Source organism: Zhongshania sp. (genome assembly GCF_029212375.1).
Taxonomy (GTDB): Bacteria; Pseudomonadota; Gammaproteobacteria; order Pseudomonadales; family Spongiibacteraceae; genus Spongiibacter.
Genome location: NZ_JARGNU010000024.1, coordinates 19,566 through 42,049, shown reverse-complemented (window position 1 = coordinate 42,049; position 22,484 = coordinate 19,566). Strand labels below are relative to the sequence as shown.

The window sequence follows — 22,484 nt, the reverse complement described above, 5'->3', positions numbered from 1 at the left end:
GAGCCTTAAGCAGCGGACTGGCGGACGCGGGTTCAATTCCCGCCGGCTCCACCAAAAAACAAACCCCAACAGATTGATTTTGTTGGGGTTTTTTGCAATAACAGTCTGTTGAAAAACAAAAATGACCACCAAGTGACTACATGGAAGTATTTGAGTCTTTACCATTTGAGGCGATTAATACTCATTCACGGATAAGGATGGAACTTAAGGATGAGAAGAATTCTGATAATTGGAATACTTTTAATGTACCAAGGCGTTGCCACGGCACAATATGTAACTGTTGTTGGGTCGGGTATAAATTCTTGCAGAAAGTGGCTAAGTGATCGGAGAACACATTCCGATTGGCATCAAACAGGCCAATGGATTAACGGTTTTTATACAGGTGTACAGGCTGGATTAGTAGGCAAAGTGAATTTTCGGAAAGTAGATTCATCTGCCTTATGGGGCTACGTAGATAAATATTGCGCAGCCAACCCACTTAAAGAGATTCACGATGCAAGTAACCAGCTACTTTTATATCTAAAGGAAGACAACAATCGCTAAAGATGCAACTCATCCTTACGTAGAATAATTTTATCCTACCTGAGCCTCTTGGCTCATAATATTTGAAAGGGGGTTAAGACTAACCGCTTCACTCAAGTGATCAGGTGATAAATGCGCATATCTCATGGTCATTACAATCGTAGAATGTCCCAGTATCTTCTGGAGAGTTAGAATATTGCCGCCATTCATTACAAAATGACTTGCAAAGCTATGCCTTAGAACATGAGCAGCCTGCCCTTTCGGAAGTTGTATTTTTGAAGCTTTTAATGCCCGCCTGAAAGCACTGTGCGACGGTGAAAAACTTTTGTGCTTTGCTAGGTGGCTCAGTATCTCTCGATGAAGCTCATTAGAAACCGGAACACTCCGGCTTTTACCACTTTTTGTACCAATGAAATGAAGCTTACCATCTGTAACATTTCGCACTGTCAATCCTTCGGCTTCTCCCCATCGCGCACCTGTTGAAAGGCATATTTTCGTAAGTAAAAGAATATGCGGATTACCCGTAAAACTTTCTATTGTTGCAAGCAAATGAAAAATTTCATCACTGGATAACCAAGACAGTTCACGCTCATCTATTTTGATCATCTTGACCCGAGCCAATGGGTTCTCGTAGTCAATTACATCAATACTGCGGAGATAGTTGTATACAGCGTTTAGATACCCCAAATGGTTGTTAATGGTCTTTTCCGAAGCACCCTCTTGCTTCCGGTACGCCGAATACTGAAGAAAATCACTAGGTGATAATTTTGATGCAACGGGATCGCCCATCCATGCTGAAACAGCCAGCAGGCAATTTTTTCGCTTTACTGCATCTTTTAGGTACATGCCTTTTGCACCGTACCATTGATTAATTAGCTCATTGAGTTTTCGCGTATCACCAGATGACTCGTTCCAAGACTTGCCTTCGTGTGCACGACTTAATACGAAACGTTCAAATCTACTCGCTTCTGATTTAGTATCGAATTTCTTCCTGACTCTTTTTCCAGCTCGGCCATCCGGATAGGCGTCCACGAGCCATTTTTCACCAGATTTTTTAATCGTCATATGTAGCGTACATCTCACCGCTTACCCAGCTTTTAAACCGCTCAACTAGAATCTCTCGATCCTCTAATACCAATGCAGTTTTCGTCAATTTAAGCTCTTTCCAGATACTTTCAAATTTCTCTGCATCTACGCGAAAATATTCAGCGTTTTCTATTAAATCGAGATTTTCCTCAGCAAGCCACCGCCTGAATTCCCGCAGCGCTAGCTTACCGCCCCCCTCACTTACAAAGCTCATATTTCCCGCTGCTACCCATACAGCCCCAAGATCCCACTCCCTGACGCTAATTCTGTACATAAGATCATTATCAATTGTCAGCAGGGCAGCTAAATCATATTCGTTGCCATCACTTTGCACGAAAATTAATTTTTTAAAACTAAGCGGCTTGACTACGCCCCGCCCCATGAATCTAGCATCAACAGAATCAACAATTCTGTACATCCGATTTTCCGGCTCACCTCTGTCATAGAAAGGATTCACTTGGCCGTTCTCTGGGTCAATTCTCCCAGTTAAAAGCCACAGACTAAACATTGGACATAGCTCACCCAATGCCGCGATGGCTTCAAAATTTGGCGCACTCTTTCGCTTCATCATTGTTTTATATGAGTTAAGCGGAACACCAATCTTGTCGCACAACTCGGCCTGAGATAGACCTAAATACTTCTTAACCTCTTCTATTTTTTCATGTATTTCCATTGACATGCCCTCCAAGAAATACTAGATTGAACCCACCAAAGGACTCACGAGAACCATACAAAGGGTTCACTATGGTCACATAAAGGCCTTACTGGACACCTCAATGGGTCTTAATGCTGAATATAGTGGCGTAACGTGCGCCTAAGTGCAACAACAAGAGCTTTGTTAATAATGGAAGATTTAGCGTTCCCAACACTAGGCGCTTCTGTTCATTCTGGCCCACTCGTAACTAAGAAGCTTTTTTCTCAGCTTAGCGGACTTAGCGAAGAGACGATAAGGGGAATGATCGAACGAGGTTATTTGCCAACGGCGAAAATTGGTAAGCATCGACTGGTAAACGTTGCACTGCTTACCAAAGAAGCTTTGGAATCGGATTTCGAAAGGTAAAGGAAGATAGCCATGCCGGCGTCAGCTGGCATGGCTAAGGCGAGTGCGTCAACACTCACCCAGTTTGTCCAACAGTCGCAAAACATAAGGACGCAGAGATGTTACACCACCAGTCTTGCCGCCGGCAATCCAGTTTGCAGGCAGGATCTACGCCCAATTTCGCTAGCGAAACTGCGATTTCTCCTACAAAGCGCAAATGTGCATCTACACCTACCGAACTTTATGGCAAGCCATCCCTTCCCCATTGGTTGAATTCAGATGGCTCATTAAAGACAGGTGTAGCTTATTGGGTTTACGAAAATTATCTTCAATGGCTTCGTGGCGATCACAATGCTCATGTAATGCTGCGCTCGAATCTTCTTAGTCTAGAAGCATTTCGTGAATTTAAAGCATTTAAAGCTGAAGAACGCCGAATCCATCAATCTCAAGAGTTCAACCACAAGCAAATACTTGATTGCTTACCAGCACACATGCGCTCACCGGCGCCTATATACGACATTCCGAAAAACATAAATCCTCGCGCCTATCGCCTGCAATTAAAACGGGAAATCCCCAATGTCTGATTTAGGGTTAGCCGGTGACGCCAAACTAACCCCGTATAGTAATACGGGGGGAAAGTGCTCCGAGCAAGAAACTCGCTCGGAGTTACTACAGGGTGAAATACTCATTGATACCTTTTCAATGAGTATGCAGTTGGCTGGTCTTTCTAAATCCGGTGATTCTGTTAGCCGTTGGACTCATAGTGATGAAGAAATTATTGGCAGGTTCAAATCTCTAATTAAAAAACTTTTTGGTGATGCGATCAGTATCGCTCCGCACATCATCAATGGACGAAATGGGTTTGATAATCGCCTTCTGCTTGATGACGGCGCCGGTTTTATAGCGTTTGGCGGCAATAATATCGTGCGCAAAGCTGACGGCGTCGAAACAAGAAAAGAGCGTTTTCAACTTTATTTAGATGGTGCCGGTTGCGAGCGCGTCCAAGATTGGCACCGCTTATATCAAGCAATGTGTGATGCTAACTGTGCAGGCTATGACGTTCGTATTAATCGAGTCGATGTAGCATGTGATTTCCACGAAGGTGAATACACGTATCAAGACGCTATTACTGCCTATCAGGATGGCGCATTCACTTCTAGGGGTAGACCACCAAAGTCAAAATTAATAAATGACATGGGAAGCAATGAGGGCTGTACGTTTTATGTCGGCTCTCGACTTGGCGGAAAGATGTTTCGTGCCTACGAAAAAGGAAAGCAACTAGGCGATAAATCATCAAGCTGGAATCGTTTTGAGGTTGAGTGGCTTGGCGATAACAAGCGTGTAATTCCGTTCGAGGTGCTCATACACCCCCAAAAGTACCTAGCCGGCTCTTATCCAGCAATGTCATTTATTTCAAGCATCACCGAAGTAATCAAGACAAGCGCAAAGCGCATAAAAATAACTTATGAGCATGCTCGTTACTGGTGTCGTCTTCAGTATGGAAAATTAATAAATTTTGCGGGTCGTGGCCTGCATCTGGCCCCTGAACAAATAATTCAGGAGTTTTACAACCCTGACGGATTCCCCGACAGGCTACTTACTATGCCCGCAAAAATAGGGCTTATACCCAATGAGGTGACAGCATGAAGCTATTCGCGAAAGGTAAAATATTAGGTGTTGCAGCACGTCCACAGTACAACAAGAACACCGGTGAAAGCTGGGAAAAACTATTCCTAGTTATTCAGACGCCTAAACATGGCGGTATAGCAGGACAGTTAGAGGATTCTGAATTTCAGCTTACCAAGGCACAAATTGACGCAGGTACTCAGAAGCGACTTAACGACCTAAATGGCAATGAAGTGCTCATTGAAGTGTTCATGATGACAAACGAGTTTAAGGGTAAAACCTACACCTCGTGGTTTTTGTCCGGTGACGGTGTGCCCCAGCGGCTGAATCAACTGGAAAATTCTAATAACAAACTGGGCAAGTAATGACTGCTGAACAGTTCGACAGCCTTTGGCTGTTAATTTTTTGCACCTCGCTCGTGATTGTCTTCGGGCTTGGTGCAATAAAAGGAGGGCAGCGATGAATTCGAATGACTTAGCGTTTCTCGTAGGTAGTTTGTTTACGTCGTATGTCTTCGGTTTTACCTTCGGGGCGTCAATGCTCTATTTTCAAAAAATCGTAGAGGTATCAATAGAATGAAAAATCTTAACCAGAAAGGCAAGGTAGCCGCAGTCGCGACAAGCTTGATCGTGGTTGCTGGCTCAGCTAGTGCCGCAGTTTCAACAGAAGCGCAAGGTGTATTAGATAGCGTCTTAGCAACCGTTACAGACACAGCAACAGCCGTATGGCCCGTAGTTGCTGCGTTTTTGATAGCTAAGATTGGCATTCGTCTAATCAAGAGCTTTGTGAATAAAGCCGTGTAATCCGACAACATTCCGAAGTGTTGAAAGAAACTAAAGGGGCTTTGGCCCCTTTTTTATGGTCCAACGGTGAACGATATGACGAAAAAACTGATTATCTACATAGCTATCATGATCAACTCATTAATTATGCCACTGGCTCAAGCAGACGAGCCAACCGGCGAATATGGCTACTATTGGTATGTAAATTCAAGTATTAAAGGATCAACACATTTTGAAGCTGCAATGGCCGAATGCGCTCTATACGCCGCAAACAATCCGTCATGTTCAGGTGTTGCTTTACAAAGTGAGACAACCACATCAGCGGTATATAAAAGAGCACTATCAAACGGCAGTCTAAGCGGTTCAACAGTAACCGTATCAAGAAGTACATGCAGCGCTAATGAGGATGGAATAGCAAGCTGCCAAGAAGGATACGGACAATCAGAACCGGAATGTCCACAAGACGAATACCCAGCGGACGTATTGGTTGGCACGACGATGTATTACAACTGTGATAGGCCCCTAATAAAGGAATGTGAAGGGGGTATATTCATTAGACAGACAGAATTTTGTCCAACAACAAATTGCTATGATTTTGATACCTGCTTACAAGAAAAACGACAAAACCAAGCAAGTTGTACAAGCGAACAAGTCGAAGTTTTCAATTACACAAGCCCAACAGTCAATAGCCTTGCATGTGAAGATATAGAGTCAACATCACCAGACTCACCCGCAAACGGCGGAAACGCAGACGGTAACGCTAACAATGACCCTAATTCGGCACCACAAACAGGCGTAGGGGCAGTAGACGTAGCAACGCTGGCAAATGCGATTGACGGAGCATTACAGAATGATTTTAGCAATGTAGAAAGGGCCACTAGGGAAGGTGCTTCTAAAGTTGAATCAGCCATAAATCAATCATCAACTAATGCCGAGGCAAGCGCGCAAGCAATAAAAGACGCTATTCAAGCATTAGGAATATCAACAGGTGAAGGTTTTGAAGATACACAAACAACTATAGACAACGCCATAGCAGGACTAGGCTCAACTAATACAACTGGTTTGGGAGAAGTTAAAGACGCTGTAGAACAGGGAAATCAAACACTGGAAGAAATTGCAGATAAGTTAGAAGCATGTGTTTCCACATCTACGGAAACGTGCCCAGATGACGAAAATCCCGTAACACTTTCCTACATGAATAGCGTATTTGAAGCGCTCAAAGGGCAGTTAGAACTAGACGCAGACGAAGCAGTAGACGAAAGAACAGAACAGGTCGAGGAAATGGAACAAGGAGATATTTTCGGGCCTGAAATGTCATCAAGCTTTCTGTCTGACTTCTTCGCCTACTTCGTTGATATTTGGCCTCACTACAGAACCTGTATTCCATTGGAAGTCGGCACACCAAACCAACCATTTTATTTCGTAATTGATTGTGAATCGTCCGATAAATTCAAAGAAATTTTCGGAATGATAATAGGCGTATTCACGATCATGACACTTATAAACATACTATTCACTTCAATTACACCACGACCTTTTAGCAAGTAAGGAGATAGCAAATGTCGCCATTATTATTACCTATAGCGTCTGCCGTAGCTGGGGCAGTTGGAAGGAATGCAATAGTCCTAGCAATACTTACATTTTTATCAGGAATAGCAATAGAAATAGCCTCATTCTTCTTAAAGTGGTTTTCAAAAAAAACAGCAATGCAATTAACAATTGTTGCGTCAGTCGGCGGACTGACAATAACTGTTTTCTTAGCAATAAAAACGCTCATATTAGGAATATCAATCGTAGCACCTGCTGAGTTTGCACAAGGTATGTCGTTAATCATTCCGACAAATCTTCCTATTTGTCTGTCGTCAATCGTTTCTGCAAATACGATCAGATGGTTATGGATATGGAAAGTACACTTCATAGAAATGTACGCAAGCGGGAATTAGAAAATGGCTGTTTACTTTATAACGGGAAAACTAGGCGCCGGAAAGTCCATCATAGCAATGAAGAAAATTAGGGAAAAACTCGTAGCTGGACGGAAGGTAGCAACGAATTTAGACATAAATCTTTCACAGCTACTTGGACGAAACGCTAAGAAGACAAGATTGGTACGTATACCGGATAAACCTTCACTAGAAGACTTAATAATATTAGGCAAAGGCAATCGTAGCTATGACGAAAATCTAAATGGACTGCTCGTACTAGATGAATGCGGTACATGGTTCAACTCTAGATCATGGGGAGACAAAACGCGACAAGAGCTAATAAATTGGTTTCTACATTCTAGAAAACTCGGTTGGGACATAATTTTTATCGTGCAGGACTTCAGCATCATAGATAAGCAAGCTAGAACGGCTCTAGCAGAACATCTAGTTATTTGCAGGAGGACAGATAGGCTAAATATTCCGTTTATCGGGGGCATTTTTAAGATGATTACAGGCTCAAGACTGCCAGTACCAAAAGCTCATCTAGCAATAGTTAACTACGGTGCTTCTCAAAACGCGGTAAAAGTCGATACATGGACTGAAATAGGGACATCACTGTATTCATGCTATGACACAAAGCAGCAATTTTCTGAGTTCTACCCTCATCAAGTGCATAGCATATTGCCGCCGTGGCACACACATGGGAGGCACACCGTTGAATACACATGGAAAAATATTATGCGGATCACAAAGATATATTTGCGCAAATGGTCAAGATTGAAGGCGTTAGGAATCGGAATAGTAGTAACCTATTCAATCATGGTTTTTATTCAAGATAAGCCCGAAGAGCTACAAGATTTACAACAGAAGACTATGGAACAATTAGCCCCTATCTCGCTTGAAGAAAAATTTTCAGGATACAAAATAAAGAGCTATGCCAACTTTCCATCGCAGCCATCGACATATAATTTCGCTAGCGAAACTGGAGAGGTAACGACGGCCGAAGCGTTACGATTAAAGGGAATAAAGGTCACATCAAGAGGGCCATGCGAAGCGCTATTAGTAAAAGGGGACGAATATGTATCTATTTACTGCCAATAAATTCCGCCAGCTATTAGTGGTAAGCATTGTATGTATATGCGGCATATGTAATACATACGCAGACCCTTTAGATTCATTTGAAGCTAGAAATGCATCGATGATTGATTTTATTCGGTGGGTATCAGATCAAACTGGGGAAAATATAATTTTAGGAAAGGACGTTGAAGGTGATATAACCGTTGTCGTAAAATCCATAGACTCCTCGCAAGTGATGCCGTTTTTCAAACAAGTCATGAGAGCTAACGGTTACAGCGTAAAGCCAACAAAAGACGGTTTTCTAGAAATAAGCATAGAAACGATAGAATATAGCGCGAGTGAACCTCGTATATCTAAAGTTTACAAACTTCAGAATTTGAGAAACACAAAAGCTAAGGGCGTTTTTGAAGCTTTACTGAAATCTTCAGCGATGGGCAATAACCGTGAAGGCACGTCCATCGCAAACATTGCCCTTCCTCCGGTTGTTGAAATATTGCCGTCATCGAACGGATTACTGCTAAGCGGAACCGCCTCGCAAATTAAATTGGTCGACGATTTCGCTAGCGAAATTGATACTGAGAGTAGGCAGGTGGTAATTGAGGCCGTGATCGTTGAAAGTGACGCAGGCATCAGCAAAGGTCTAGGCGTCAATCTCTCGACAGTACTTTCAGCAAATGGCTTTGCAGTAGCAACAAACTCGCTGGGAGCGATTATAAATCCCTCATCCTTGGGTGAGGGTGGCCACCTTATTTTTTCGCAGGGCGGTGACTTGGCTGGCCTTATTTCGGCAATTGAGAAGAGTAGCAATTCCAAAATACTATCTCACCCACAAATTCTAATAATGGATAGGGAACGTGGTAATATTTCGGTAGGCCAAAATGTACCTTTTCTTACATCGAGACAAACCACTGACGGTGGTACCGTTATTCAACAGATCGAAAGAAAGGACGTAGGTGTAACTTTAACGGTCGTCCCGCATATCCTCTCCAATGACTCTATTATTTTGCAAATTCAACAGGAATCTTCTTCGGTGACAGATAGTTCGATTGCTGCCGATATCATTACTAATACCAGATCTATATCGACGATCGCTAGATTGAAAGACGGTCAAACTATTCTTTTGGGGGGATTGGTTAGCGACGAATCTCGCACTCAGCGCAGTGGTGTGCCATTTTTTAAAGATATACCTTGGTTAGGTAGGCTATTTCAGTTTAATAGCAAATCTAGCATTCAGCGCGAACTTACAGTCTTGATTAAAACAACTGTCATCTAAACGTGGGGGACTCCAGTCGCTGCATGCGCAGCATGCGGTGGCTGGAGTATCACGCGTTTCTTCCGAAGCCATTTAATAACAACTTCTTACGCTGAATGTATTGTGCGTACAATGCATATTCCTGACCAACTTAATTGGGGTCGTAAGCTGTAAGTTTCAGCCATTCTGCATATAGTCTTGGCGACATTATAAAAGCAATTTTTTTTCCATTTTTTGTTACTGTATAGCCATCAGCGCTACCCTTTTTAAGGTTTCTTGAGACCTGATTCAGTTCGCGTTTAAATCGACTTATTGCAATTTGTTCTATTTTTAAATGTGGCTTTTTCATCGCAGTCCTTGTTTTACTATCGATTTATTGGTTACAAAATTTTCTCGCCGGCTTATCAAAATTGTAACCAAAATCATGATTTATAAGCTAACTTTCTTTCGCTTGCTTGCGATTTCGCTAGCGAAACTCGCTTTCGTAATTTTACCAGTGTATGTATTGTATGTACGATACATACATACAATACATACACTTCACAGTAAATTTGCACGTTGAAATATATCCGCCTACTCTATTCCTTTGTAAATTTACTTTGCAGCATATTTCTCATGAAGAAATCTCGACCAGATAGCCTTGATCCTGTATGCAGGGCAGTAGTTACTTGCGATTCCTGCGGAAGAAGTTTTAACGACCCAATTGAGCTTCAAGAATTTTTGTTTATAAACCGTATCGCCGGTTACGGTTCAATTTTCGGTGACGGCACGTTGATCCAATGCGATCTTTGTCAGAACTGCCTAAAATCAAAACTTGGAAAATTTTTGAGAACAACCTCCCCACCTCCTTATTAACCCAGCGTACCTGCTTAAAGACACTTTAACGTGCAGCCTTTTTGCAAAGTTCAGAGTTCGCCGGTTTTACGCCGAATACGTCAGCTATGCTGACCTGTGGGCTATGGATTGGCAGTGACTACCTTGTGACTACATAACTGTGGTTCTACAGATAGCCTATGTGGTACTGAATATTGTAAGTCTCTGATTTGTGGCACATTGGTACACACTACCTCACGTTGGCAGGGGTTCAATTCCCGCCGGCTCCACCAAGTATCAAACCCCAAGTCGCAAGACTTGGGGTTTTTTATTGCCCTTTTTAAAATAGAAATATACCAAAAGTAACTTGCCTCAAACTTTCTTGTTTTGCAAAAAGCACCGATCGCAAAAACCTTACTACCGACTATCACGGCACTAAGATGTCAGTACAGTGCTCACAAGGTCTCGTAAATATTTGTTCCAGTAAAGGGATTCGCCTATAGTCGAGGCCAGAACACGGAAGTAAGCATAAATACCCGTACTGAGGGAATAATGACAATAGCAGAAGACGCGCCACAGAGCAGCAACTTCGCCTTTCTTAGCGAACACGACCCTATCCTGATTCAGCTTGCCGCCACTGCTGAAAATGCCTTCTATGCCGACCCCAATACCACCCTGATTAAACTACGTCAGTTTGGCGAAGCCCTTGCTCAAGACGTATCGCTGCGCGCCGGTATCGACTTTGACGACGCTACCAGTCAAGCCGACCTGCTCTATCGATTGAATCGCGACATTAGCCTAGAGCCGGATGTTCGCAATCTCTTTCATGTGTTGCGCATCGAGGGCAATAAGGCCACCCACCAATTTCAAACCCAGCACAAAGAAGCGATGCAGGGCTTAAAGGTCGCTCGGCAGCTCGCCATTTGGTATCACAAGTCCTTTGGCAAGCAAGGCAGCGCATTTAAAGCTGGGGCTTTTATCGCGCCACAAGACCCAAGCCAGAAGCTCCGTGAGCTGCAAGTACACATTGACCAACTCAATGCAGAACTAAGTAGCAAAGCTGGCCAGCAGGAGGTCGAACAGCAACGCGATGCCCTGCTAGAGCTGGAGAAGACCGAATACCAGCAGCTCGCTGAACTAATGGACGAAGAAGCCCAGCAGTTTAAACAGCAGGCCCAGGCGGCGGAACAGGCGCTTGCTGCGCAGAGAACCAAGTTTGAAGCGCAGATCACCGCACTAAAACAACAGCTCACCACCAACAACGCCGCGCCAATAGAAAAGCAGCGCCAGTCCGTGCTAAACAAAACCCAATCGGCCAGTAAAACACTGGTGCTTGATGAAGAGCTCACCCGCGTGTTTATTGACCAGCTGCTGATCGATGCTGGCTGGGAGGCAGACACCCAAGAACTGACCTACAAATCTGGCGCCCGCCCCGAGAAAGGCAAGAACAAAGCCATTGCCGAATGGCCAACCCAGACTGGCCCCGCTGACTACATGCTATTCGCTGGGCTGACGCCCATCGCCGTTGTTGAAGCTAAACGAGAAAACAAAAACGTCGCAGGCATGATTCCCCAAGCCGAGCGCTACGCCAAGGGCTTTAAGCCAGACGCCACGGTAACGCCAGCATGGCAACTCGCGGGCCGCACAATTGCGTGGCCAGACGAGAACGACGGCCATTATCAAATTCCCTTTGTGTACTCCTGCAATGGCCGCGAATACATCAAACAACTGAAAGAACAGTCTGGCACATGGTTTCGGGATGTGCGAGAAACCAGCAACCTTAGCCGCGCACTGCAAAGCTTTCACAGCCCCTCGGGCCTTTTGGATTTACTCGCCAGAGATAAAGAAAAAGCCCAGCAAATATTACAGGGCGAAGGCTTCACCTACCTGCGCCTGCGCGACTACCAAGAAAAAGCCATTGTCGCCGTTGAATCTGCCCTCGAGCGCGACCAGCGTGAATGCCTGCTGGCGATGGCAACCGGCACCGGTAAAACCCGCACTATCATTGGTTTGATGTACCGTTTTCTAAAAGCGGAGCGCTTCAAACGTATTCTGTTCTTAGTCGACCGCAGCGCCCTTGGTCAGCAAGCTATCGACGCGTTCAATGAAGCGCCGCTGGAACAGAACCAGCCCCTAAGTAAAATCTACAATATAAAAGAACTCGGTGACATGGCTGCCGAGGCCGAGACCCGCATTCAAGTAGCTACGGTGCAAGCGATGGTGAAACGGATATTTATGTCCGACACCCCACCACCGGTTGACCAGTTCGACTGCATCATTATTGACGAAGCCCATCGCGGCTATACCCTCGACCAAGAGATGACCGAAGGTGAACTCGCCCTGCGCGACACCAGCCAATACCTGTCGAGCTACCGCCGCGTATTAGATTACTTCGATGCTATCAAGGTCGGACTCACGGCCACCCCCGCCAAACACACCAGCGACATTTTCGGCAAACCGGTCTACACCTACTCCTACCGCGAAGCCGTCGCCGACGACTGGCTAATCGACCACGAACCGCCGATTCGCTACGAAACCTTACTCAGCCAGAACGGCATTAAGTTTGAAAAAGGCGACACCGTCAGCGCAATCAACACCGCCACCGGCGAAGTTGAAGCCTCTGAATTAGAAGACGACCTAGGATTTGAGGTCGACGCCTTTAATCGCGGCGTGATCAGCGAGAACTTCAACAACGTCATCTGCCAACAGCTGGTGCAAGAGCTAGACCCCTTTGGCGATGAAAAAACCCTAATCTTCTGCGCCACCGACCTGCATGCCGACATGGTCAAACGCCTGTTGGATGAGGCCTTTGTCGCTGTTTACAACGGCGACTACCCCCAAGCCGCCGTCGCCAAAATTACCGGCCAAAGCGACAAGGTCGACCAGCTCATTCGCCGCTACAAAAACGAGCGCTACCCCAATATCGCGATAACCGTCGATTTACTGACCACCGGCATCGACGTTCCTACAATCGCCCACTTGGTATTTATGCGCCGAGTGCGCTCACGCATTCTTTACGAGCAAATGGTGGGCCGCGCCACTCGCCGCTGCGACGACATTGGCAAAACCGTGTTCCGCATATACGACCCCGTTGGCATTTACGCGGCACTGCAAGACGTGTCCACCATGAAACCGCTGGTGCGCAACCCCAACATCACCCTAGAACAGCTCTGCGACGAGCTGACCGACCCCGACAAACTAGAGCAAAGCCTAAACGCCCCCGGCGAAGCCCACGACAGCAGTCACGCCGACACCGTTCTGAGCCAGCTCGGCCAAAAGGTCATGCAAGTGCTGCGCAAGGCCGAAAAGAAAGCCGAGAACAACCCGCAGGTGCGCCAGAAGCTAGATGAGCTGCAATACAGCTGGGGCGTCGAACCCGCCAAGCTTCACCAACACTTGCACACTCTAGGCCCCCGTCAAGCCGCCGCCTTTCTCAATGAGCACAGCGGCTTTATAGACCAGCTCGCCCAAGTAAAAGCGATTATGGGCAGTGAGCGCATGCCAGTAATATCGGAGCACGAAGACGAGTTACGAGTGCGGGAGCAAAACTACGGGGTTTACGACAAACCCCAAGACTACCTAGACAGCTTCAATCAATTTGTTCGCCAGCAGCTCAACGACTCGGCCGCCCTCAGCGCGGTGGTTAACCGCCCCCGCGACCTGACTCGCCAGCAACTCAAAGACATTCGCCTGCTCTTAGACAATAACGGCTATACCGAACCCAGCCTGCAATCGGCATGGCGGCAGCAAACCAACCAAGACATTGCCGCCAGCATTATTGGCCACATTCGCCGCGCCGCCATCGGCGAGGCCATGATCCCTTTTGAGCAGCGGGTACAAAACGCAGTGCAAAAAATTCTTAGCCAGCACAACTGGACAGCCAAGCAGCGCAAATGGCTAACTCGGCTTGGCAAACAGCTCACCCACGAAGTTATTATCGACCGCGACACCATTAACCAGATTCCCGCGTTTGAAGGCGGCGCCAAGCAATTCGACAAAGTGCTCGATAATCAGCTCGATACCGTACTCGACGCCATTAACGACGCGCTGTGGGCGGCGTCTTAATCCACAACAACGCAGAATATGTATAAAAAACACGATTTTTTATACACGTCGACAGAACGTGTACATTTTTTGCGATTTTTTAAGCATGACGAGAAAACATGCATAAATTTTTACACTTTCTATACATGTCACGTTCCATATGTATAAACTATCCAAAATTCTATACATATATAATGACTGCCAATGACAACGATAATTGCCCCGCTACCCTTTCCTGACATGCCGCAGCTGGAAACCCGCAATGTGCTTAAAAAATGCGCGGAAGCCCATCGCTACCTTGCGGAACTTAAAGGTGTTGCGGCAAGCATCCCAAACGAAGCCATTCTTATTAATACCCTCACCCTTCAAGAGGCAAAGGACAGCTCCGCAATAGAAAACATTGTCACCACCCAAGACGAGCTATTCAAAGCGACACTCTTTAATGAGGGCATCACCAACCCCGCCGCTAAAGAAGTCCAAGATTACGCTATCGCGCTAAGGGCGGGATTTAGCAGTATTCGCGGCAAAGGGATTATCCGACTGGCCGACGTTTTAGACACTCAAGAAATTATCGAGAAGAACCGCGCCGGACTTAGGCGCCTGCCGGGCACTGTTCTCAAAAATGCCCTCACTGGCGAGGTCGTCTACACACCACCACAAGACCCTAACGACGTAGAAAGGCTAGTGAGCAACCTGCTCGACTACATTAACGATGACGAGCTCTGCGATGCCGACCCGCTAATTAAAATGGCCATCATTCACCACCAGTTTGAAAGCATTCACCCCTTTTACGACGGCAATGGCCGCACTGGCCGCATCATTAATATTCTCTACCTCGTGGCCAAGGGGCTGTTAGACCTGCCGGTGTTGTACTTGAGCCGCTACATCATTCAAGACAAAAGCGCCTATTACCGCGAGCTGCAAGCCGTGCGCGACGACAACAATTGGGAGCCGTGGCTACTCTACATGCTAGAAGGCGTGTCACAAACCGCCCAAACCACCATTCGGCTGGTGAACGAAATCAAGCAACTAATGGCACAGTTCAAAAACACAATACGCACAGAACTGCCCAAAATTTACCGCCAAGAGCTACTAAACAACTTATTCAATCACCCCTATACCAAAATCGAATTTATGATGGACGACCTGCAAATCACCAGACTCACGGCAAGCAAATACCTAGAACAACTCGTGGAACTTGGCCTACTTCGCAAAGAAAAAATTGGCCGCAGCAATTACTACATTAACCATGCACTGGTTTCACTGTTTCTCAATTAAGGCCTAGTAAATGACCAACAACGACATTGTTCAAAAACTCTGGAATCTCTGCGACGTACTCCGCGACGACGGCATTAACTACAGCGACTACGTCACCGAGCTGGTGATGCTGCTGTTTATGAAAATGGTGCACGAGAACACCGAGTCGGACTTGCTCAAAACCCACATTCTGCCCGAAGGCTGTCGCTGGACCGACCTCAACAGCAAGTCGGGTTTAAATTTACTCGACGACTACAAGCGCATACTGCTGGCGCTGTCTTCCGGCAAAGACGCCAACAACGTGCAGGTTCACAACGACCTATTAATTTCTGCCGTATATGCCGACGCCCAAACTCGGCTGCGCGAGCCGCGTCACCTAGAGCAGCTGGTAAAAGCCCTAGACCAAATCGACTGGTATAGCGCCCAGCAAGATGGCTTGGGGGATTTATACGAAGGCCTGCTCGAAAAAAACGCCAGCGAAACCAAATCTGGCGCAGGGCAATACTTCACCCCACGCGCCCTTATCAATAGCATGGTGCGCTGCATTCAGCCCCAAGCCGGTGAAACCGTGCAAGACCCAGCGGCGGGAACCGCCGGTTTTTTGATTGCCGCCGACGCCTATATTAAACAGCACACCGACGACCTATTTAACCTGCCAGCAAAAGATCAAAAATTTCAACGCAACAAAGCCTTTCTCGGTGTAGAGCTAGTGCCTAGCACCCGCCGCATGGCCTTAATGAACTGCCTGCTGCACGGCATGGAAGGCGACGACGAAGGCGTGGTTCACCTTGGCAACGCGCTGGGCATGGTCGGCGCCAATCTCGCCAAGGCCGACATTATTTTAGCCAACCCGCCCTTTGGCACATCCAAGGGCGGCGATGCCAGCATCACCCGCGACGACCTCACCTATAAAACCAGCAACAAACAACTGGCGTTTTTACAGCATATTTATCGCAATTTAAAACCCGGTGGCCGCGCCGCCGTGGTCTTACCAGACAATGTTCTATTTGAAGCTGGCGTGGGTAACGAGGTGCGCCGCGACCTAATGAACAAGTGCAATCTGCACACCATACTGCGTTTGCCCACTGGCATTTTTTACGCACAGGGCGTAAAAACTAATGTGCTGTTTTTTACCAAGGGCGCAGCCAAAGACAAACTGCAAGACGAAAACTGCACCGCCAATGTCTGGGTTTACGACCTCCGCACCAATATGCCCAGCTTTGGCAAACGCACCCCGTTTACGGAAGAACACCTAAAACCCTTTGAGAAAGTGTTTGGCAAAAAAGCCGATGGCACCTCCAAGCGCAGCGAGGGCGAATGGAGCTGGAACGCCAAAGAGGCTGACGTCGTTGAAGGAGCTGCAGAAAACGACGACCTAGCCAAAAGCCGCTGGCGAGTATTCAGCCGCGACTGGATACGCGACAGCAAAGGCGACTCACTGGATATAAGTTGGCTAAAAGACAAAGACAGCGTCGATGCCGCCAACCTGCCAGAACCAGAAGTATTGGCCGCAGAGGCCATGTCGGAACTCACGGAAGCACTGCGAGAAATGGATGGATTGATGCGGGCATTGGGCGCCGGGGACGAAGCGGATGTTCAGAAGCAGCTATTGCAGGATGTATTGGGTGTTGGGAGTGAGTCGGCCTGATGAGTAAAACCAACAACAGTATAAACGCAACGCCCCAAAGCAGTCATTCCCGCGAAGGCGGGAATCCAAGGCTGCCTATTGAATGGATTATCACAAACATATCTGACGTTTCCATTAAAGGTAGCCAGCGAAAGCCCGACGTTGATGAAAAATTCATCTATGTCGATATTGGGAGCATAGACCGCGATCAGAAGAAGATCTCAAACCCCCAACACTTACTTGGCTCCGACGCACCAAGCCGAGCAAGAAAAGTTATAAATCAAGGTGATGTATTAGTTTCACTTACAAGACCCAACCTAAATGCAGTTGCCTTGGTTTCAAATGAATACGACAACCATATCGTTTCCACTGGTTTTGAAGTAATCAAGCCTTTTGTGATTGAAAGTCGATATATATTTAACTTAGTTCGTTCACAACATTTCATCGACGCTATTAGTGGTGCAGTTCAAGGCGCTCTATACCCGGCAGCGAAGTCAACCGATGTCCAGAATTTCAATTTTGCACTCCCTCCCCTAGCCGAACAAAAAGTCATCGCCGACAAACTCGACGAACTACTGGCGCAGGTCGACACCCTAAAAGCCCGCCTCGACGCCATCCCCACCATCCTCAAACGCTTCCGCCAATCCGTACTCGCGGCGGCGGTGAGTGGGAAGTTGACGGAGGAGTGGCGACTGGAGAATCCTAATCTTTCGTCGGGCACCGAAGTTCTAACTCGCTGGCTACAAGTTCGACAAAAATCCTTCGCCGAAGATCAAGCATTACGAGTCCAAAAAGGTCTACAAAAACGACCCAAGCAATTTAAGGAGCCGGTATCACCAGACCTGGAAAGAGGCATTGAATCACCTCCTGAAAGCTGGGCAACTGTCAGCGTTTCACAGTTCGCGGAATGTCTCGATAATATTAGAGTTCCAGTTACAAAAGCTGATCGCAACTCTGCAAAGGGCTTATATCCATACTTCGGAGCAAACGGCGAAGTTGACCGAGTAGATGAATATCTATTCGACGACGAATTAGTTCTTGTAACGGAAGATGAGACTTTTTATGGCCGCGTCAAACCAATTGCTTATCGATTTTCTGGTAAGTGCTGGGTTAACAACCATGCTCATGTACTGAGGGCACCCACAAAAGACGCTAATGATTTCCTCTGTTACGCACTAATGTATTACAACGTTATCCCTTGGCTGTCAGGAACAACAGGCAGAGCAAAACTTACGCAAGGCGCTCTCAATAGCCTGCCGGTTTTTTTACCTCCCGAAGAAGAGCAAGCCGAAATAGTCCGCCGCGTAGAACAACTCTTCACCTACGCCGATCAAGTCGAGCAACAAGTCAAAAACGCCCAAGCCCGCGTTAACCAGCTCACCCAGTCCATACTTGCCAAAGCATTTAGAGGCGAGCTCACCGAGCAATGGCGCCAAGACAACCCCGAACTTATCAGCGGCGACAATAGCGCCGCCGCCCTACTAGAACGCATCAAGGCCGAGCGGGCTGTGGCCAAACCGGCCAAGAAAACCAAAGGCAGGAAGAGCGATGCCTAACAACGACGAACAGCAATTACCGCTCTTTGATCTTGAGCTTAGTCCGAGTAAGGAGCAGCCGACTACAGAAAATGTTGTCGACCGCGAAGATGCTGCCCCAATAAAGGAATCACGCTATAGCAAGTACATTGTCTACGTTGACGAGAGCGGCGATCACGGTATGCAGACTATCGACCCTAATTACCCGCTATTCGTCTTGGCACTATGCGTTTTCCATAAACGGCACTACAGCGAGAAAGTCGTTTCAGCCTTAGAAAAATTTAAATTCAATCACTTCGGCCATGATCAAGTGGTGCTTCACGAAAACGAGATCAGGAAGGAAAAAGGCGAGTTCAACATCTTCCGCAGCAAGGAAGAAAAATTTGCGTTTATGGACGAGTTGACCCAAATCATTGAGCGTAGCAATTTCATTCTAATCAGTTGTGTCATCGATAAACGTCAACTAAAGGGCCACGCCGATGCAAATGCCAACCCCTACCATATCGCACTCGGCTTTTGCTTAGAGACGCTTTTTGAGTTTTTGCAGGAAAAAGGCCAAGAGAAAAAGCAAACCCATGTAGTAGTTGAATGTCGCGGCAGGAAGGAAGACAACGAGTTAGAGCTGGAGTTTCGCCGTATTTGTGACGGCGCCAATCGACTTTCGCGGCAGCTACCCTTGGATGTCAGGTTCTCAGACAAAAAAGCAATGTCGTCCGGCTTGCAGCTAGCTGACCTAGTCGCCCGACCGATAGGACTGAGCGTTTTCAAACCAGAACAAGAAAATCGGGCATTTGACGTACTGAAAAGGAAGTTTTACTGTGAGGGAGGTCGAGACGCTGTCGGAAGCGACTATGAAGGCTATGGTTTAAAAATTTTCCCAAGCCCAGATAGCGAAAAGCCCCGATGATACTCACCGAGGCTGCGACGCCGACCGGGAACCCCCAATCCACTTGCGCGAATTATAGCCACCCCCGCTAACTAGATCAACCTCCCTACCCCCATATTAATGAACAATCGCCTCAGTCTCGCAGAACTGGGGGCATTTATGGGGGCATAAATAAAAACACAAAAACACAAAACCTTTAATATCAATCAGTTGGAATGTCTATTAAAGTGACGCCGGCCCACCAAATATCAAACCTCAACTCGAAAGAGTTGGGGTTTGATATTGCCTGCTTAAAAGAACGCCGTACCACCACTTCAATTTCTACAAATAGCCTCACGCGGTAATCACAATAAAAAAGGCGAGCCATTCACTCCTCGCCTTTCCAACTCCCATTTTTAAATCAAATTTAAGCAACAACTAAGATCTTTCCATCACGGCCACCTTCGGCCGCCGCTGCTACCGCTTGTTTAATTTCGCTCACAGGATATTCGGCATGAATTTTTGTCTTCAATTTACCTTCAGTAATGTATTTGGTGATTTGGCCGAATAGCGCCATTTGTTTTTCAGGTGTGGCGGTGCGGAACCAACGGGCCAACCAGAAGCCTTTGAGGGTGACGTCACGAAACACTAGGGATTTTGCTGACAATTGGCATGACTCGCCACTCATTAAACCGTAGTTGACCAAGGTGCCACCCGTCGCAAGACAGGCGCCCACGTTATCGGTAGCGGCGCCACCAATGGCGTCAATTGCCAACTTTGGTAGATTGTCGCCGCATATTTTGGCAACGTCTTTGGCGAGTGCGGGGCCGTCGACCAACACCACATCACCACCCAGCGCTTTCACACCCTCAACGGCAGATTCGCGGCGCACTACGTTGATTGTTTTTAGGCCTTTGATTTTGGCTAATTGCACCAAGTAGCTGCCCACCCCCGAGTTGGCGGCATTTTGAATTACCCAGTCGCCGGGCTGCAGGTTTACAAACTCTTCGAGCATGAGCAATGCAGTTGGCGGGTTGATGGTCATCATGGCCAGTTGCTTGGCGTCGGCTTCGTTTGGCACGGGGATTAGCTGCGCGGTTTTACACACCATGTGGGTGGCCCAAGTGCCTATGCCAACCGGCAGCATTACGGTTTGGCCTATAGCCGGGCCGTTGCCGCCGAGCTTAACTATTTTGCCCACGCCCTCGTTGCCGCCAATAGCCGGTAAGGGCGGCAATATGCCGTATTCGCCAGTGAGGGTAAGTACGTCTGAGGGGTTAATTGGCGAGGCGATCAATTCTACCAGCGCTTCGTCGTCGGCTAGTGCTGGCGCGTCAAATTCAACGGCAGAAATCGACGCGTGGGGAATGGGCCCGCGTTCTCGGTACTGTGCTTTTAACATTGTTTGCTCCTTAAATTTGCGCCACAGTAAATTTGCAGAATACTGGCCGCGGTAAAAACGGTGTGTTTATGAATACTAGGGTAGCTGGCGGTACAGCTCGGCCAGCTTGTTGTATCGCTCCCGATTTAAACCTAAATCGGAATAGCCTGCGCGGCTGGCGGAGCGGTAATGCACTTGTTGGTTTTTGGCATCGAGCCAAAACTCAACGTCGTCGCGATAGCGCATTAACGACGTGGTGAAAACCACATACAGATAATCATCAGATTCCGTCACAATTTTGCCGCCACCGTAACTGGCTACCGCCGCCTTTAAGGCGCTTAGAGTGGCAGTTTGAGAGGCTTTGAATGGCAGCGTTGCCACTTTCTTGGCTGGGTCGTCGGTTTGGCTAGAGACATTATTGGGTTTATTGCTAATAGCGGCTAATTTGCCGTTTTGCACACCCAATTCGGGAACCTGATTGCCTTGAATAATCACTCGCGCCAAAAACAATACAACGAGAATACCAATAGCACTTAAGGCGATTTGCATTGCCTTACCCTTCATACTCCATCCCCGCCACCAAATTACTTTGTGCGCAAAATAATGGCAGGCAATTATTGACCTGTCAATGTTTTGCGCGCAAAATATTTTAAACTGTGGAGACCAGCCTTGACCGACATTCCAGCCCTTAAGCTCAAGCACCAAATTTGCCATTCGCTGTATTCGGCTACCAATGCATTGATTCGCGCTTACCGCCCGCTGCTCGATCAGCTGGGGCTAACCTACGCCCAGTATTTGGTCATGCTCGCCCTGTGGGACGAAGACAAGGTGATTATTAAAAGCCTTGTGCAGCGCACGCGCTTTGACGCGGGCACCCTCACCCCCATTCTTAAGCGCCTAGAAAGCAAACAACTGCTGACCATGGTCAAGGCAAGTACTGACTCTCGGCAAAAAGTGATTGTGCTAACCGGCCAAGGCAAGGCACTGGCCGAGCGCGCAAGGCGAATTCCCGACAATATTAGCGGCAAAATAGACATGCCCGCCGACGATGCGCAGCAACTTAAAGCCCTTGCCGAGCAGCTGTACGCGCTAATTAATACCAATTTAACGGGAGGCGATACGGAGTAAAACGCTAAGTACTTGCTGCTGACGCTGCGCTTATACTAAAGGGCGACGACTCACCGCCGGCAAGCTCGGCTACCCTGCCTGACTTTTCTAGCGACCATCTGCACAACTAACGACGACAGTGTTCGGCAAGCTCTTTAGTTAAGCGCGTTCGCTGATCCCGCAGCCGCTCGCCGTTGCCATTGGTGTCGCCCTTGCGCAATTTAGCCTTAATCGCATTAAGCTGCGATTTGACCGACGCGCAGTAGTAGCTATTACCGTGGCTTTTACCCGTATCTGTTGCGATTTTTGACGCTGAAGCGGCCGACCGCACCTTAGTAGCGGGCCTTTTTACGGCGACACTCTGCGTTGTTAGCAGCGGCGGCAAGCTTTGCTGAGACCTTACCGTGTAAGACGTGCCATCTGCGGGTTTTGTGTCTGAATAAACGCGATGTCCATTTTTGTCCACCCACTGATACAACTCTGCCGCAAGACTGGGGCTAAACCAGACCAGCATCAGGGTAAGTACGGCGCTACTGACCTGCATATTTC

At 47.3% G+C, this 22,484-nt stretch carries 22 protein-coding genes; 16 read left to right on the top strand and 6 right to left on the bottom strand.

Annotated elements, in window-relative coordinates:
- Positions 1 to 573: 573 nt before the first annotated feature.
- Complete coding sequence (locus tag P1U47_RS17190) at positions 574 to 1,587, bottom strand: tyrosine-type recombinase/integrase (RefSeq protein ID WP_301030453.1); 1,014 nt, start codon at positions 1,585 to 1,587, stop codon at positions 574 to 576.
- Positions 1,577 to 2,281 carry a helix-turn-helix transcriptional regulator gene (locus tag P1U47_RS17185; protein ID WP_301030452.1) on the bottom strand — a complete coding sequence of 235 codons (705 nt, stop codon included), beginning with the start codon at positions 2,279 to 2,281 and terminating at the stop codon, positions 1,577 to 1,579. Before P1U47_RS17185 ends, P1U47_RS17190 begins: the two co-directional genes overlap by 11 nt.
- Positions 2,282 to 2,452: 171 nt before the next feature.
- Here P1U47_RS17185 and P1U47_RS17180 point away from each other — a divergent pair, with 171 nt between their 5' ends.
- The 10 genes from P1U47_RS17180 to P1U47_RS17140 all read left to right on the top strand — a co-directional run bounded on the left by P1U47_RS17180 (position 2,453) and on the right by P1U47_RS17140 (position 9,327).
- Positions 2,453 to 2,668 carry a hypothetical protein gene (locus P1U47_RS17180; protein WP_301030451.1) on the top strand — a complete coding sequence of 72 codons (216 nt, stop codon included), beginning with the start codon at positions 2,453 to 2,455 and terminating at the stop codon, positions 2,666 to 2,668.
- Positions 2,669 to 2,766: 98 nt separating this feature from the next.
- Positions 2,767 to 3,231 carry a hypothetical protein gene (locus tag P1U47_RS17175; RefSeq protein ID WP_301030450.1) on the top strand — a complete coding sequence of 155 codons (465 nt, stop codon included), beginning with the start codon at positions 2,767 to 2,769 and terminating at the stop codon, positions 3,229 to 3,231.
- The gene (locus P1U47_RS17170; RefSeq protein ID WP_301030449.1) at positions 3,224 to 4,294 is read left to right on the top strand and encodes a replication initiation factor domain-containing protein; all 1,071 of its coding nucleotides are present in this window, start codon (positions 3,224 to 3,226) and stop codon (positions 4,292 to 4,294) included. The genes P1U47_RS17175 and P1U47_RS17170 overlap by 8 nt, the downstream gene beginning before the upstream one ends.
- Complete coding sequence (locus P1U47_RS17165) at positions 4,291 to 4,638, top strand: DNA-binding protein (protein WP_301030448.1); 348 nt, start codon at positions 4,291 to 4,293, stop codon at positions 4,636 to 4,638. The genes P1U47_RS17170 and P1U47_RS17165 overlap by 4 nt, the downstream gene beginning before the upstream one ends.
- A complete protein-coding gene (locus P1U47_RS17630; RefSeq protein WP_366943194.1) occupies positions 4,638 to 4,736 on the top strand; it encodes a tail virion protein G7P-2 in 99 nt (32 codons plus the stop codon). The genes P1U47_RS17165 and P1U47_RS17630 overlap by 1 nt, the downstream gene beginning before the upstream one ends.
- Before the next feature lie 112 nt (positions 4,737 to 4,848).
- On the top strand, positions 4,849 to 5,076 hold the full coding sequence (locus tag P1U47_RS17160) for a major coat protein (RefSeq protein WP_301030447.1): 228 nt from the start codon (positions 4,849 to 4,851) through the stop codon (positions 5,074 to 5,076).
- Between the two features lie 75 nt (positions 5,077 to 5,151).
- Positions 5,152 to 6,603, top strand: coding sequence for a hypothetical protein (locus P1U47_RS17155; RefSeq protein ID WP_301030446.1), 1,452 nt, complete (start codon positions 5,152 to 5,154; stop codon positions 6,601 to 6,603).
- A gap of 11 nt (positions 6,604 to 6,614) precedes the next feature.
- On the top strand, positions 6,615 to 6,998 hold the full coding sequence (locus tag P1U47_RS17625) for a DUF5455 family protein (RefSeq protein WP_366943193.1): 384 nt from the start codon (positions 6,615 to 6,617) through the stop codon (positions 6,996 to 6,998).
- Positions 6,999 to 7,001: 3 nt separating this feature from the next.
- Entirely contained in the window at positions 7,002 to 8,078 is a 1,077-nt protein-coding gene (locus tag P1U47_RS17145; protein WP_301030444.1) for a zonular occludens toxin domain-containing protein, read from the top strand.
- Positions 8,056 to 9,327: a hypothetical protein gene (locus P1U47_RS17140; RefSeq protein ID WP_301030443.1), complete on the top strand. Its 1,272-nt coding sequence runs from the start codon at positions 8,056 to 8,058 to the stop codon at positions 9,325 to 9,327. Before P1U47_RS17145 ends, P1U47_RS17140 begins: the two co-directional genes overlap by 23 nt.
- 130 nt (positions 9,328 to 9,457) lie before the next feature.
- Here P1U47_RS17140 and P1U47_RS17135 read toward each other — a convergent pair whose 3' ends face one another.
- On the bottom strand, positions 9,458 to 9,655 hold the full coding sequence (locus tag P1U47_RS17135; RefSeq protein WP_301030442.1) for a hypothetical protein: 198 nt from the start codon (positions 9,653 to 9,655) through the stop codon (positions 9,458 to 9,460).
- Between the two features lie 1,016 nt (positions 9,656 to 10,671).
- Between P1U47_RS17135 and hsdR the strand changes: the two genes are divergently transcribed.
- From hsdR to P1U47_RS17110, 5 genes are all read left to right on the top strand, one after another.
- Entirely contained in the window at positions 10,672 to 14,184 is a 3,513-nt protein-coding gene (gene hsdR / locus P1U47_RS17130; RefSeq protein ID WP_301030441.1) for a type I restriction-modification system endonuclease, read from the top strand.
- 183 nt (positions 14,185 to 14,367) lie between these two features.
- Positions 14,368 to 15,441: a Fic family protein gene (locus P1U47_RS17125; protein WP_301030440.1), complete on the top strand. Its 1,074-nt coding sequence runs from the start codon at positions 14,368 to 14,370 to the stop codon at positions 15,439 to 15,441.
- A 10-nt stretch (positions 15,442 to 15,451) separates the two neighbouring features.
- A complete protein-coding gene (locus P1U47_RS17120; protein WP_301030439.1) occupies positions 15,452 to 17,068 on the top strand; it encodes an N-6 DNA methylase in 1,617 nt (538 codons plus the stop codon).
- A complete protein-coding gene (locus P1U47_RS17115; protein WP_301030438.1) occupies positions 17,068 to 18,603 on the top strand; it encodes a restriction endonuclease subunit S in 1,536 nt (511 codons plus the stop codon). Before P1U47_RS17120 ends, P1U47_RS17115 begins: the two co-directional genes overlap by 1 nt.
- Positions 18,596 to 19,489 (top strand): DUF3800 domain-containing protein, encoded by an 894-nt coding sequence (locus P1U47_RS17110; protein WP_301030437.1) that lies wholly within the window; start codon positions 18,596 to 18,598, stop codon positions 19,487 to 19,489. The genes P1U47_RS17115 and P1U47_RS17110 overlap by 8 nt, the downstream gene beginning before the upstream one ends.
- A 385-nt stretch (positions 19,490 to 19,874) precedes the next feature.
- Here P1U47_RS17110 and P1U47_RS17105 read toward each other — a convergent pair whose 3' ends face one another.
- Both P1U47_RS17105 and P1U47_RS17100 read right to left on the bottom strand, forming a co-directional pair.
- Positions 19,875 to 20,849 (bottom strand): zinc-dependent alcohol dehydrogenase family protein, encoded by a 975-nt coding sequence (locus tag P1U47_RS17105; RefSeq protein ID WP_301030436.1) that lies wholly within the window; start codon positions 20,847 to 20,849, stop codon positions 19,875 to 19,877.
- Positions 20,850 to 20,924: 75 nt separating this feature from the next.
- Complete coding sequence (locus P1U47_RS17100; protein ID WP_301030435.1) at positions 20,925 to 21,392, bottom strand: DUF1499 domain-containing protein; 468 nt, start codon at positions 21,390 to 21,392, stop codon at positions 20,925 to 20,927.
- Between the two features lie 105 nt (positions 21,393 to 21,497).
- On the opposite strand from P1U47_RS17100, the gene P1U47_RS17095 reads away from it, so the two are divergent.
- A complete protein-coding gene (locus P1U47_RS17095; protein ID WP_301030434.1) occupies positions 21,498 to 21,956 on the top strand; it encodes a MarR family transcriptional regulator in 459 nt (152 codons plus the stop codon).
- Between the two features lie 106 nt (positions 21,957 to 22,062).
- On the opposite strand, the gene P1U47_RS17090 is transcribed toward P1U47_RS17095, so the two are convergent.
- On the bottom strand, positions 22,063 to 22,479 hold the full coding sequence (locus tag P1U47_RS17090; RefSeq protein ID WP_301030433.1) for a DUF4124 domain-containing protein: 417 nt from the start codon (positions 22,477 to 22,479) through the stop codon (positions 22,063 to 22,065).
- Between the last annotated feature and the right edge of the window lie 5 nt (positions 22,480 to 22,484).